This window comes from Limnoglobus roseus, from assembly GCF_008254045.1.
Classification (GTDB): Bacteria; Planctomycetota; Planctomycetia; order Gemmatales; family Gemmataceae; genus Limnoglobus; species Limnoglobus roseus.
The window spans coordinates 4,815,814-4,829,842 of sequence record NZ_CP042425.1 but is presented as its reverse complement, the minus strand read 5'-3'; the positions used below and the strand labels follow the sequence as shown (position 1 = coordinate 4,829,842).

The window sequence follows — 14,029 nt, the reverse complement described above, 5'->3', positions numbered from 1 at the left end:
GTCGCCGGGGCGGGAAACCCTGCCCCGCCTCACTGCCATTCCACTTAGCCAACGCTGACGCCACCCAGGAACGTCGAATCGTAGCTGCTGAAGTCGGTTTCGACGGGCAGCCCGTTCGTGCCGACCACGCCGACGCGGGGACTGCCGGACGCGGCCCCGTAGACGATCTCCGAGTGGTCGCCGGCCGACCCGCTCGCCACCCACACGCCGCCAGTGTAGTCGGCATCGAACACCGGCACCACGTGGTCCGGGGTTTCGTTGAACCCGTCGTACACGTTCACGACGGCCGGGCCGCCGGGGCCGGAGCCGGTCACCAGCTGGGCGTTCGGCGTGCCGTTCAGGTAGCCGGCGGCCACCGACACCCCGCCCCGCAGGTCCGGGTCGTAGGCCATGAACTCCCGCTGGAGCGTGCCGTCGGGCAGGTACACGGCCACAAGCGGGCTACCGCCGACGCCGGCCCCGACGATGACGTTGTCCTGGCCGATGCCGTCCAAGTCGCCGGCTGCGACGTTCACCCCGTACCGGGCCGTCGGGTCGAACGCGAAGAAGTCGCCGATCGGGCCGCTCAACTGCGACACGCCGCCGGCAGCGGTCGGGTCGAATGCGAACGTCCGCACCCGGGGGCCGCCGCCGGTGCCGGCCCCGACCACGATGTTCAACCCCGAGCCGGTGCCGAGTTGGGCCAGGGCGACCGACGCCCCGCCGCGGAAGCTCTCTTCGAAGGCGTAGAAGTTGGCCAGCACGGCGTCGGGGGTGACTTCCCCGGCCGCGGTCACTTCGTCCAGCTTCGTGCCGTCGATCACGATGACGCGGGCCGCCCCGCCGACGCCGGCGGCGACGACCACGTCGGCCACGCCGTCGCCGTTCACGTCCCCGACGGCCGCCGACGCCCCGCCGCGGAAGGTCGATTCGAACGAGAAGAAGTCGGCCATCTGGGTGCCCGACTGGCGGTCGTACACTGTCACGCGAGGGGCACCGCCGACGCCGGCGGCGACGGCGTAGGTCGGCGACAGGTTCGACACCGGGGCGGCCAACGCCCCGACGCGGATCGCGGCCGCCTGGGCGGCGAACGCCGGCCCGGTCTGGGCGGCCACAACGGCGTCGATGTCGGCCTCGCCGGACGCCGCCTTGACGAGCATCGGCACGGCCGCCGTACCGGCCGCGATCTGGGACTGCACCACCCGCGTCATGTACTCGCGGCCGCCGGTCGCCGGCGTCGATGCGATGTGCTCATTAATGCCGGCCAGCACGGCCGCCGCCCCCGCCACGACCGCCGGGTCGAGCGTGGCCCCGGTTCGGTCTGCGGTCGTCTGGAGGACTTGCTGCACGACGGCCGCGTCGGTCAGGTCCAGCGGCCCGGCCGCGTAGCCGAGTTGCGTTGCCAGGCTGCCGAAGGCCGCGGCACTGGCGACCGCCTCCGACCCGCCGACCAGGGCTTGCGTCCCGCCGACCAGTCCGGCGATCTGGACGGCCGCGTCGAACGCCCGGGCGGCGTCCGCGTTACCGCTCAGCGCCTGCGCGATCACGTTGTCGCCCAGCAGGTCGATCGAGTCGGGAATGCCGAGGGCCGTGGCGACGGTCACGGCCGCCTCGGCCGCCGTCATGCCCGGGAAGGCGGTCCGGACGGACTGCACGAGGGCGGTCAGCGGCGACACCACGAACGAATTAACCGGAGCCGTGAAGACGGTGGTGTTCGGCAGGTTGGTGGCGACGTTGATCCCGCCGAAGCCGACCAACTGGCCGGGGGCGTCGGCCGGTACGTCCAGCACGAACGAGCCGTCGGCCCCCGTCGTGGCGAACAGTTCGCCCGCATCGAGCACGGCGTTGCCGTTGGCGTCGTAGAACACCGTGCCGCCGGCGATCTCGTTGTCGAAAAAGCTCTTGATCGCGCTGCCCACCGACTTCGCCCCGTTGCTCACGGTACTCGCGGCCTTGGACGCCGCGTTTGCGACGGCTTTCGCGGCGGCGGCGGCCGCATCCGCGGCGGCCTTGGCTGCTGCTGCCGCGGCGGCGGCAACCTTGGCGGCCGCGTCCACGATGCCTTGCACGATCGCGTCCGAGACGCCGGTCACGGACACGTCGCCGTTAAACTTGACCGTCACCCCGACCGTGTACCCGGCCAGCGACGCCGAGAACGAGGTGTAGCTCGCGCCGTTGTTGCCGGCGACGCTGTGGACCTTCAGGTTGATGGTGCCGAGGTGGGTGGACAGCGACTTCAGGCTGAGGAACTTCGAGAAGAACCCAGGGAGGCTGGCGGTGAGCGTCAGGTCCGCGTTCCCGTCGAGGTCGAAGGTGCCGCTGGCCTTCGAGTACACCAGGTGCAGGCTGACCGTGCCGAACGACAGGCCGGCGACGCTGAACGTGCTCGACACCTTCCCGTCCAGGTCGGTGAGCGTCCCGTCCTTGATGATAATGCCCTGACTGCCGGCCCCGTTGCCGAGTTGGATGTCGAACGACTGGAAGCCGAGCGACAGGCTGGCCGACCCGCGGATGGTGAACGTGTTCGTGCTCGCCGTGTACGCGAACTCCAGGTCCTTGACGGCGAGCGTAAAGCCGGCGACCTTCACGTCGGAGGTGACGGTCATGTCCAGGCCGACCAGCTTCCCATCCGTCACCTGCAGGCCCGGGGTCGAGCCCTTGCCGAACGTCACCGTGATGGCGTTCATGCCGGCCACCGTCACGCCGGCCGAGCCGGTCAGGGTGAACGTGCTGTTCGCGGCCGTGTACTGGAACCGCAGGCCCGTGCCCGAGAACTTCACGGCCCCGACGTTGAAGTCCGAGCCGACGGTCATGTCCAGGCTCGTCAGCGATCCGTCGGTGATGACCAGGCCGGGCTTGCCGCCGTTACCGAACGTCACGACCAAGCCGCCGACGCCGACGAGGCCCACGCCGGCCTGGCCCGCCATGGTGAACTGCTTGGTGGCGGTGGTGTAGGAGAAGTTCAGGTTCTTCGTGCTGAACACGACCGCGTTGACGCGGATGTCGGTGTTCAGCGTCATGTCCAGGCTGACCAGCGACCCGTTCTGGATCAGCAGGCCGGGCTTGTTGCCGTACCCGAACGTCACGCTCACGTCGCCGATGCCGAGGATCATCACCCCGGCCGTGCCGGACAGCGTAAAGGTGTCCGTCGCAGCGGTGTACGTGAACCGCAGGCCCTCGGTGCGGAAGATCAGCGACTGCACGCGGATCTTCGAGTTCAGCGTCAGGTCGAGGCTGTCCAGCGACCCGTTCGAAATCACCAGGCCCGGCTTGCCGCCGTACCCGAACGTCACGGCCACGTCGCCGATGCCGAGGATGGTGACGCCGGCCGTGCCGCTGAGGGTGAAGGTGTCGGTCGCCGCCGTGTAGGTGAACCGCAGGCCCTCGGTGCGGAAGACGAGCGTCTGCACCCGGATTTGGGAGTTCAGCGTCAGATCGAGGCTGTCCAGCGACCCGTTCGTGATCACCAGGCCCGGATTGCCGCCGTACCCGAACGTCACGCTCAGATTGCCGAGTCGGGCGATGCTCACCGACGCGGTGCCGGTCAGCGTGTATTGGCTGTTGGCCGCCGCGTAGGTGAACCGCAGGCCCTGCGTGGAGAACGTCACCGACCCGACGCGGATGTTAGAGTTCAGCGTCATGTCGAGCGAGTCGAGCGACCCGTTGGTGATGACGAGGCCGGGCTTGCCGCCGTACCCGAAGGTGACGGCCAGGTTGCCGAGCCGGGCAACGGCGACGGAAGCAGTGCCGGTGAGGGTGTACTGGCTGTTGGCGGCCGTGTAGGTGAACCGCAGCCCCTTCGTGGCGATGTTCACCGACCCGACCGTGATGTCGCTGTTCAGCGTCATGTCGAGGACGTCGAGGGACCCGTTGGTCACCACGAGGCCGGGGTTGGTCCCGTTGCCGAAGGTGATGCCCAGGTTGCCGAGCCGGGCGACCGTCGCCGACGCGGTTCCGGCCAGCGTGTACCGGCTGTCGGCCGCCGTGTAGCCGAACCGCAGCCCCTTCGTCGTGATCTTCACCCCGCCGACGGTGATGTCGGTGTTGAGCGTCATGTCGAGACTCGTCAACGACCCGTTGGTGACGACCAGCCCCGGCGTCGAGCCGAACCCGAACGTCACGCCGAGGCTCCCGAGTTTCGCCACGCTGGCGGACGCCGTGCCGGCCAAGGTGTACTGACTGTTCGCCGCGGTGTACCCGAACCGCAACCCCTTCGTCGTGATCGCCACTCCGCCGACGGTGACGTCCGTGTTCAGGGTCAGGTCGAGGCTGGTGAGCGACCCGTTGGTGACGACGAGGCCAGGGTTCGACCCGTACCCGAACGTCACGCCGAGCGTGCCGAGCTTGGCCACGGCCGCCGTCGCCGTGCCGGCGAGGGTGTACTGGCTGTTCGCCGCCGTGTACCCGAACCGCAACCCCTTCGTCGTGATGCCCACACCGCCGACGGTGATGTCGGTATTGAGCGTCATGTCCAGGCTGGCGAGTGACCCGTTGGTTACCACCAAGCCGGGGTTGCTCCCGTAACCGAACGTGACGCCGAGGTTCCCGATCTTCGCCACACTGGCGGTCGCCGTGCCAGCGAGCGTATACTGACTATTCGCGGCGCTGTACCCGAACCGCAGCCCCTTGGCGGTAATCGCCACGCCGGCCACGCTGAGGTCGGTCGTGAGGGTCATGTCCAGGCTGGTCAGGGAGCCATTGGTGACGACGAGACCCGGATTCGTTCCGAACCCGAACGTCACGCCGAGGTTCCCGAGTTTCGCCACGCTGGCGGTCGCGGTGCCGGCGAGCGTGTATTGACTGTTCGCGGCCGAGTACCCGAACCGCAACCCCTTCGTCGTGATGGCGACGCCGGCCACGCTGAGGTCCGTCGTCAGCGTCATGTCCAGGCTCGTCAGCGATCCGCTCGTCACCACGAGCCCGGGGTTGTTCCCGTAGCCGAAGGTGACGCCGAGCGTGCCGAGCTTCGCGACGTTCGCGGTCGCGGTCCCGGCGAGGGTGTACTGGCTATTCGCCGCCGTGTAGCCGAACCGTAGCCCCTTCGTGGTGATGCCCACTCCGGCCACCGACAGGTCGGTCGTCAGCGTCATGTCCAGGCTGCTGAGCGAACCGTTGACGACGACCAGGCCAGGGTTCGACCCGTACCCGAAAGTAACGCCGAGCGTGCCGAGTTTCGTCACGGCCGCCGTCGCCGAGCCCATCAGACTGTACTGGTCGTTGGCGGCCGCGTACTTGAACTCCAACCCCTTCGTCGTGATCGTCACGCCGGCCAGCGTGACGTCCGTGTTGAGCGTCATGTCCAGGCTGGTGAGCGACCCGTTCGTCACCACGAGCCCCGGATTCGTGCCGTACCCCAGCGTCACGCCGAGCGTGCCGAGTTTGCCGACGGTCGCGGTTGCCGTCCCCCCGAGCGTGTACTGGCTGGTGGCCGCCGTGTAGCCGAATACCAACCCCTTCGTCGTGATGCCCACACCGGCGACGGTGACGTCGCTCGTCAATGTGAAGTCGAGGCTCGTGAGCGACCCGTTGGTGACGACCAGTCCCGGCTTCGACCCGAACCCGAACGTCACGCCGAGGTTGCCGAACTTGGCGACACTCGCCGTCGCCGACCCGGCCAGCGTGTACTGACTGGTGGCAGCCGTGTACCCGAATCGCAGCCCCTTCGTGGTAATGCCCACGCCGGCCACGGTCACATCGGTCGTGAGCGTCATGTCCAGACTGCTGAGCGACCCGTTGGTGATGACCAAACCGGGGTTCGCCCCGTACCCGAAGGTGACGCCGAGGCTTCCAAGTTTCGCCACGTTGGCGGTCGCCGACCCGGCCAGCGTGTACTGGCTGTTCGCGGCGGAGTACCCGAACTCCAAGCCCTTCGTGGTGATGCCCACGCCGCCGACCGTCACGTCGGTGGTCAACGTCATGTCGAGACTGGTCAGCGTGCCGCTCGTGATGACGAGGCCGGGGTTGGTGCCGTAGCCGAAGGTGACGCCTAGGTTGCCGAGCTTCGCCACGGCGGCCGTCGCCGACCCGGCGAGGGTGTACCGGCTATTGGACGCGGTGTACCCGAATTCCAGGCCCTTCGTCATGATCGTCACACCGCCCAGGGTCACGTCCGAGTTCAGCGTCATGTCGAGGCTGGTGAGCGACCCGTTCGTGATAACGAGGCCGGGGTTCGAGCCGTATCCGAACGTCACGCCCAGGTTGCCGAGCTTCGTCACGGCCGCGGTCGCCGTGCCGGCCAACCCGAAGCGGTCGGTGGCGGCCGAGTAGGAGAAGTCGAGGTCCTGCGTGGTGAACGTGACGCCGTTCACGGCGAACGTCGAGCCGACCGTGGTGTCGAGGCTCGTAAGCGCGCCGTTGGTGACCACGAGGCCAGGGGTGGCCCCGTGCCCGAACGTCACGCTCAGATTCCCCAGCCCTGCGGCGGTGGCGGTCGCGGTGCCGCTGAGGGCAAACGTGCTGGTCGCGGTGGTGTAAGAGAACGTCAGAGCTTGGGCGGCGAACGCCACACCGCGGACGGTGAAGTTGCCGGTGACGGCCGCGGTCAGCGTCGTCAGGCTGCCGCCGGTGAAGGCGATGCCCGGCGTCGCACCCTGGCCGAACGTCAGGGTGAAGGTGGTGGTGCCGTTCGGCGTCGTCAGACTCGCCGTCCCGCCGCCGGTTAGCACAAACTGGTCGGCCGCGGCGTTGTACGAGGCACCCAGGCTCAGGCCGGAGAAGGTCAGCCCGCCGAGCGTGAACGACGAGTTGAGGACCGACGCCGTCACGCCCGACAGCGTGGTGCCGGTCGAGTCCAGGATGACGTGATTCGAGCCGGTCACGTCGAGCGACAGCCCGTACGGCAAGGCGAGACGACCGCCCAGCAGAACCGCCGGGCCGTTCGGACCGGCGTCGGTCAGGGCCAGGGTCGTCGGAGTGAATGTCAGGTGGGCGACCGTGAACGCCGACGCCGAAAGGCCGGTTAATCCGGCCCCGGTCAAGGCCGCGATACTCGCCGCGTTCAAGCCGCCGGCGAGGAGCGTCATCGGCGTTCCGCCGACGATCGACTGCACCGCCCCCTGGTTGGTGACCAGATATTCGGCGGTGTCGATGCTCGTCCCACCTTGGAGCGTCAGCAGGGCGACGAACGGCTGGCCGGAGGCGGGCACAAGTCCGACCTGCACGGTCTGGCTGCTGGTGTAGGCGTTGCCCGCACGGTCGAAGCCCGCGGCGGCGTGGAACTCCAGCCCGCCGACGTCGATCGAGGTCGGGCGGATCGTCGGCTCTTGAATCGTGAGCGTGTACGGCGGCGTGTCGCCCGCCCGCCCGTTGATGGGCGTACCGAGGGTGAACGTCAGGGTCGGGTCCGAGGCGGCCCCCGAGTTGACCAGGAGCGTGCCGGTGATGGCCGCGGAGGTCTGACCGGCCGGGATGACGAGCGGGCTGGCCGACAGGTTCGAGTAGTCGGTACCTTCCACGGCCGTCCCGCTGACGGTGAACGGCACCGTGGTCACTTCGTTCGACGGGCGGGACAGGGTCACGACCACCGAGAACGACCCGGCACTCGCGCTGACGGACTGGCCGCCGGTGGCGAAGTTGACGGACGGCGGCGAGTCGCTGAGGATGGTCAGCGTCTCGCTCGGCGTGCCGCCGAGGCCGGCGTTCGCCGGGCTGCCCAGGCTGAAGACGATCGTCCGGTCCGTCGCCTCGTACCCGTTCTCGATGATCGTGCCGGTGATGGTGGCCGAGGTCTGACCGGCCGGGATGACGAGCGGACTGGCGGACACGTCCGAGTAGTCGATCCCATTGGCGGCAGTCCCGCTGAGCGTGAACGGAACGGTGACGTCGGTGGTCGCCGGCCCCGACAGGGTGACGGTGACAGAGAACGTCCCTTCGTACTCATTGACCGATTCGCTAGCGGCCGCGAACTGCACCGTCGGCTGCGTGGCGAACGAGGAGACGGCCGAGTACGCCGTGCCGTTCGCGTTGGTGGCGAACGCGACGAACGAGTACGCGGTGCTCGGCGACAGGCCGGTCGCGGACTTGGTGAACGTGCCGTTTGCGGTCGAGGCGTCGTCCAACTCGACCACGCCGGTTCCGCCAATCGTCGGGTTCGGGTTGGTCGCGGTCGGGGCGTACAGGATGCCACGCTTGGTGACGGCCGCCGTGCCGGCGCTCGCGAGCCGGCCGCCGAGGGTCGCGGCCGCCGAGGCGACGCCGGCGACCGTCGGGCTGTCCACGACCGGCGTCGAGGCCGTGGCGGCCTGCACGACCGCGACCGTGCGGCCGAGCAGTGTCACGTTGGCCGACCGGGCCGTGCCGGCGGTGTTCGCCGTGTACGACAGATTCACCTGCCCGCCGCTGACGCCGGTGACAGTGAGCCACGACTGGTCGCTCTTCGGCGTCAGCGCGCCGGACAGGGCGAGCGGGTTGAGCGAAACGACCGGGATGGCCAGGCTGCCCGCAGTTGCGGCCGGCGTCTGCGAGTCCGCGTTCAGGTACGCCTGCGGCAGGATCTTGAAACTCTGCGTGTTCGACTCCAGGACGGACACGTCGCCGGCCGGCGTGACGGCCACCCCGGTCGGGCGGTTCAACCCCGTAATGATCGTGGTGACGGCCGTCGTTTGCGCGTCGTAAACCTTGACCGCCCCGTTGCCCATGTCGGAGAAGTACACGTTGCCGCGGCCGTCCACGCCCATGCCGCCCGACCCGTTGTACCCGCTGGACACGAGGACGGAGAACGTGGCCGCCGCCGGGTCGTACTTCATGATGCCGTTGTTGCTGTCGGAGATGTAGACTTTCCCGGCCGCGTCGATCGTCAACTGGTTCGGCCGTAGCAGCACGTCCGGCTTGAGCAGGGTCGTGGTGGACCCGTCGGCCGGGTTGTACACCCCGAACCGATTGCCGGAGTAGTCGGTGAAGTAGACCTTCCCGCTGGCATCGACGGCCACCCCCTCGGGGATGTTGAACGGCCCGCTGTCGTTGACGGTATACTTGTTCGTCAGGGTGGTCGTGGTGCCCGTCGCCGCGGAGTACTTCTTGATGGCGTTATCGCCTTCGTCGGCGATGTACACGTTGCCCGCGGCGTCGAGTGCCACGGCGGACGGGGAGATCAACCCTGTGGCGGGCAGGTCCGTGACCTGCCCGTTGGCCGGGTGGTAAATGGCCACCCGGTTATGGCCAATGTCGGCGAAGTAGATGTTGCCGGCCGGATCAACCGCCGACCCCCGCGCGCCGTACAAGTTGGCATTGATCAGGGGCAGGCCGGCTTGGCTGGGGGCCGTAAACCCGACCCCGGCTTGGGTCACGCTTAATGAGTTCCCGTCGATCGTGATGGTGCCGGTCCGCGTCGGCCCAGTGTTGGCGTCGTAGCTGAACGATGCCGTGCCGTTCCCGGTGCCACTCGCCGACGTGTGCAGCCACGACGCCGAACTGCTCGCCGTCCACGCTCCGGTGCTCACCACCATGTTCGTGTCCGCCCCGGCCCCCGGCCCCTCCAGCAGGGCGTACGTCCCCAGGGTCGTGAGCAGCGTCCGGTCTTCCAGCGGCGTCACGCTGAGCGGCCCGCCCGGCAGGCGGTCGAACCGACGGATCGGGCGGCGGGTGGGACGGCGGAGGCTGGAAACCCAATTCGGAAACGAGAAGCCCATGTTGTTGGCAACCTTGGTGCGTACGAAGTTAGTTGGTGGCGGGAAGGAAAAACGAAGCCGCACGTGGCGGTGGCGGCCTCGACGAGCACGCGGAACTGGTGCTGAGTATGGAAGGTTCGACGAGGGCTGAGCACTGTGAACACCCGATTGTGTTGTGGCGTCCGGCCCTTCAAGAAACCTGCGCAAAGAGATTCTGTGAGACACTCATCGACGATGAGGGCGGCCTTTTTGCCAGCACGAGAACGCGATAGTGGCATCAGCCGAACGATTGTGGAACAATAGGTTTACGCGAGCATCAACCTGCCTTTGTCCGATCTGCGATCGCGGTCCACCGATAAGTAGGCGGCTCCCACGTTGAGACAGTGGAGGAAATTTCCCCAACGGTTGTCGCTTCAGATGGGGCCGGAAGATTTCGAAACAGAGGTGAGTAAGATGCGGCGAGGTGTCGAGTCCGAGATACAAGCCAGACCAACCGGTTGGTTCTTCAACTATCTCAACTCGCCTTGTCCCCGTTCTGCGAAGTGGACAGGTAGGGGGCCGTTCGCGCCCCCGTCCGCTCACGGACCGCGTTGCGGAGGTCGCTGGAACCATCCACCCCGAGGTTCCCGTGCGATCCGAGGCGACCCGGCTACGTGATCGCCTCGGATCGCACGGTTTCCGTCATGAACGCGACCGACGGCCGCGGGCGTAGCCACACACGCCCGTCCGCGGTAGGTTGCCACCTGGACACTCCCACCGCCGGAGCTCGACCCATGCTCACCCGCCGCCTCGCCGTGCTGCTCCTTGGTCTCGCGCTCACGCCGCTGTCCGCGACCGCCCAGGACAAGCCGAAGGGCAAAACCGTCCGGCTGCTCACCGTCGGCAACAGCTTCTCCCAGAACGCGACCAAGTATCTCGACCGGATCGTCGAGGCCGACGGCAACGTCATCGTCCACCACCGCTGCGTGATCGGCGGGAGCGGGCCGGACCAGCACCTGGCCAAGGTCGCTGCACACGAGAAGGATGCGAAGGACAAGACCGGCCTGTACGACAGCGGCAAGAGCCTCGCCCAGGAGTTGGCCGCCGAGAAGTGGGACGTCATCACCATCCAGCAGGCGAGCGTCCGCAGCCACGACGCCGCGACTTACCGGCCGGGCATGAAGGCCCTGTACGACTACATCAAGAAGCACGCGCCGGCGAGCGAGGTGGTGATCCACCAGACGTGGGCGTACCGGGTGGACGACCCGCGATTCCAGAAGCCGTCTGACAAGGCCGGCGAGCCGAAGACGCAGAAGGCGATGTACGACGGCCTGTCGGACGCCTACCGCACGATCGCCAAGGAAATCGGAGTCCGCCGCATCCCGGTCGGGGATGCGTTCTACGCCGCAGACACCGACCCGAAGTGGGAGTACAAACCGGACCCGAAGTTCGACACGAAGTCGGCCGTGCCCCCGGCGTTGCCCGACCAGAAGTACTCGCTGCACGTCGGCTGGCGTTGGGCCACGACCAACGGCAAGCCGGCGCTGCAGATGGACGGCCACCACGCCAGTCCGGCCGGCGAGTACCTCGGGGGACTCGTCTTCTACGAGTTCCTGTACGGCCGGACCGCGGTCGGCAACACGTTCCGCCCGCCGGGCGTTGACGCGGACTACGCCCGGTTCCTCCAAGAAACCGCACACAAGGCGGTCGAGCGGACGAAGTAACGGCAGGCGAATTCGCCGGGTAGCACGCCCGCAGGGATTCGACATGGCGCCGAGCCAACGCTCACCCGGCGTGCGCGGCGGGTTTGCCGTTGGCCGGCTCGCCCTGGAGTTTCGCCAAGAATTCCGGCACCTCCACTCCGCCGATGTCGCGCATCACCTGCAGCATCGGTGGGAGCGTGCGGGCCATACTCTGAAGGAACCCGGCGGTGTTCGATTGGCCGCTCCCGTTCCCGCCGGTCTCCCACACGACGACCTTGTCGAACTTGATGTTCGAGATGGCCTGGGCCGACGCGGCCGTCATCGCGTCCAGGTGTTCGAGCATTAGCATCTGGAAGGCCGCCTGCGGCGACCCGCACGCCTCGATGATCTTCCGCAGCCCCTCGCCCTTCTTCGCCAGGATCTCGTACTGCCCGCGGGCCTCGGCTTCGAGCTTCGCGTAGGTGGCGGCCGCGGCGGCCTCGGCCTCGATCTTCTGCCGTTCGGCCGCCGCCTCGGCCTCGACGATGGTCTTCGCCTTCTCGGCCTTCGCCGGGGCCTCCAGGGCCGCCCGCTTCTCCGCCTCGACCTTCTCAGCCTGAGCGACGGCTGCCTTGGCCATCGCCCGGTTCTGGGCCTCCTGCACGGCCGCCTCGGCCTCCCGCTTCTTCGTCTCGGCCACCTGGTACGCCTCGGCCTGCTTCACCTGCAACTCGGCCTGAGTCGCCGCGATCGCCGCCTGGGCCGTCGCCTCGCCGGCCGTCGCCTTGGCGTTCGCGTCGGCCAGCCGCACTCGCTTCTCCCGGTCCGCCTCGGCGACCAGCGACTCCCGCTCGAACTTCGCCCGCTCCTCGCCGACCTTCTGGTCGCGGTCCAGTTCCGCCATTCGGATCGCCTGGAGCCGCTGCGCCTCTTTGACGAGAGCGTCCTGTTCCAGCCGGGCCGTCTGCTCGCCGACGGCCCGCTCTTTGTCCAACTGAGCGACCCGAACGGCCTGCTCGCGGGTCGCCTCGCGGGTGCCGATCTCCGTCAGCTTCGTGGCGTTCGCCACGCCGATCAGCTTCTCGCGGTCGGCCTCGACGACTCCGATCTGGCCCCGCTTCTCCTGCTCGGCCACGTCCACCTTCGCCTGCTGGATCGCTGCCGACGCGGCCTTCCGGCCGATCGCCTCGATGTACCCCGACTCGTCGGTGATGTCGGTGATGTTGACGTTGATGAGCACGAGGCCGATCTTCTTCAATTCCGGTTCGAGCGACTTCTGTACGCACTCCAGGAACTTGTCCCGGTCCCGGTTGATGTCCTCGATCCGCATGGACGCGATCACCTGCCGGAGCTGGCCGAAGATGATGTCCTGGGCCTGCTGGCGGACGTCCTCGTTGTCCAGCCCGAGCAGCCGGATGGCGGCGTTCTGCATCGTCTCGGCGTCGGTCCCGACGGCCACCGTGAACACGCTCGGGACGTTCACCCGGATGTTCTCGATCGACAGCGCGCCCTTGAGTGGGATCTCGATCTGGATCGGCTCCAGGCTGAGGTAGGCGTAGTCCTGGATGAGCGGCACGACGAACGCCGCCCCGCCGTGGACGCACCGGGCGGCGTTCCCGCCGCCAGTCCTCCCGTAGATGACGAGCACGCGGTTGCTCGGGCACCGCTTGTACCGCTTCGCGAGGAGGACGAGGAAGCTAAACAGGACCAGCCCCGCGGCGGCGGCCGTAACGAGCGGCCACGGCACGGCCGCCAGATCGTGCGACAACGCAGCTTCCGCCCACACTGGCATGCTCATGACGCGACTCCGGAAAGGGGTTCGACTTCGACCGCGTTGGGCCCCAGAACGGCGACGACGCGGACCGGACCGCCGGTCGCGATCTCCTCGGCCCACGTGAACGCCTCGCATTCCACGGTTCGATCTTGTAGCCGCAGGGTGACCTTGCCCGGCCCGCTGTACCGTGGCGGGACCCGCAGGTAGACCGTGCCGGCCACGCCGACGGCGGCCGCGATATCGACGGTGCCGTCGTCCTGTAGCCGGCGGAAGGCGGCCATGATTTTGGCGACCGCCATGACGGCGACGGACCCGCAGAAGGCGGCGAACGCCGTCGCCGCCGGCCCCTCCATCCCGACGCTGAGTGCCGACAGGCCGCCGAGGCCGAAGAAGGTGACGCCGGCGGCGGCCGTGCGGACCGTCAGCAGGCCGAAGAACCACCCACCGTCGTGGTGGTCGGCATCGCCGCCGTCGGCGTCATGGTCGCCGCCGATCCCAACGAGGGAGGCGAGCATCTGAGCCACGATCACGGTGCCGCCGAGGCCGGCGCACCACAGCAGGAGTGTTTCCATGACTCGTTCCGGCCGGCCCCACGGATTCGGTTCGAATAGCTGTTCGCGGTTGCAGCAATGCCATTTATCGCTGTCTGCGGGAATTTGAACCGGATCACCCCGCCACGGCGCGGCCAGTTAACGGTCAATAGCCCCGAACCCCACCTCGCCCACGTCGTCGAACCCGTCCGCCGCCGTGGGTGCTCGGCGACGAGCGGCGGCTCGAACGGGCCGTCCCGGTCGCGGGGCGTGCCCGACGGGATCGGGCCGAAGTCCCCCGGCACGACTTTGGACGAATGGCCGTTACGGCCCAGGCACTCGCTCATCGACAGCTCGCTACGGAGCCTTCACGATTAGTCTGAGTGGTTGCTCAGATATATCGTTCATCTGAGTGGAAGATCAAGATAGACGTATCGAATTTACGGGAATATCAGGTGATCATTTGTCTTGAGATGTTTA

The 14,029-nt window shown here is 67.9% G+C and carries 4 protein-coding genes; 1 reads left to right on the top strand and 3 read right to left on the bottom strand.

Annotated features, from left to right (window positions below):
* Positions 1-44: 44 nt before the first annotated feature.
* Entirely contained in the window at positions 45-9,605 is a 9,561-nt protein-coding gene (locus PX52LOC_RS20115; protein WP_149111771.1) for a Calx-beta domain-containing protein, read from the bottom strand.
* Positions 9,606-10,357: 752 nt separating this feature from the next.
* On the opposite strand from PX52LOC_RS20115, the gene PX52LOC_RS20110 reads away from it, so the two are divergent.
* The gene (locus PX52LOC_RS20110; RefSeq protein ID WP_149111770.1) at positions 10,358-11,287 is read left to right on the top strand and encodes a DUF4886 domain-containing protein; all 930 of its coding nucleotides are present in this window, start codon (positions 10,358-10,360) and stop codon (positions 11,285-11,287) included.
* 61 nt (positions 11,288-11,348) lie between these two features.
* Here the strand turns inward: PX52LOC_RS20110 and PX52LOC_RS20105 are convergent, their stop codons facing one another.
* Both PX52LOC_RS20105 and PX52LOC_RS20100 read right to left on the bottom strand, forming a co-directional pair.
* Entirely contained in the window at positions 11,349-13,043 is a 1,695-nt protein-coding gene (locus tag PX52LOC_RS20105; RefSeq protein ID WP_149111769.1) for a flotillin family protein, read from the bottom strand.
* Entirely contained in the window at positions 13,040-13,591 is a 552-nt protein-coding gene (locus PX52LOC_RS20100) for a hypothetical protein (RefSeq protein ID WP_149111768.1), read from the bottom strand. The genes PX52LOC_RS20105 and PX52LOC_RS20100 overlap by 4 nt, the downstream gene beginning before the upstream one ends.
* Positions 13,592-14,029 lie beyond the last annotated feature (438 nt).

Excerpts from the sequence above, each read along its gene's own strand:
- PX52LOC_RS20115 (WP_149111771.1), bottom strand. The coding sequence starts at position 9,605 with ATGGGCTTCTCGTTTCCGAATTGGGTTTCCAGCCTCCGCCGTCCCACC.
- PX52LOC_RS20110 (WP_149111770.1), top strand. The coding sequence starts at position 10,358 with ATGCTCACCCGCCGCCTCGCCGTGCTGCTCCTTGGTCTCGCGCTCACG.
- PX52LOC_RS20105 (WP_149111769.1), bottom strand. The coding sequence starts at position 13,043 with ATGAGCATGCCAGTGTGGGCGGAAGCTGCGTTGTCGCACGATCTGGCG.
- PX52LOC_RS20100 (WP_149111768.1), bottom strand. The coding sequence starts at position 13,591 with ATGGAAACACTCCTGCTGTGGTGCGCCGGCCTCGGCGGCACCGTGATC.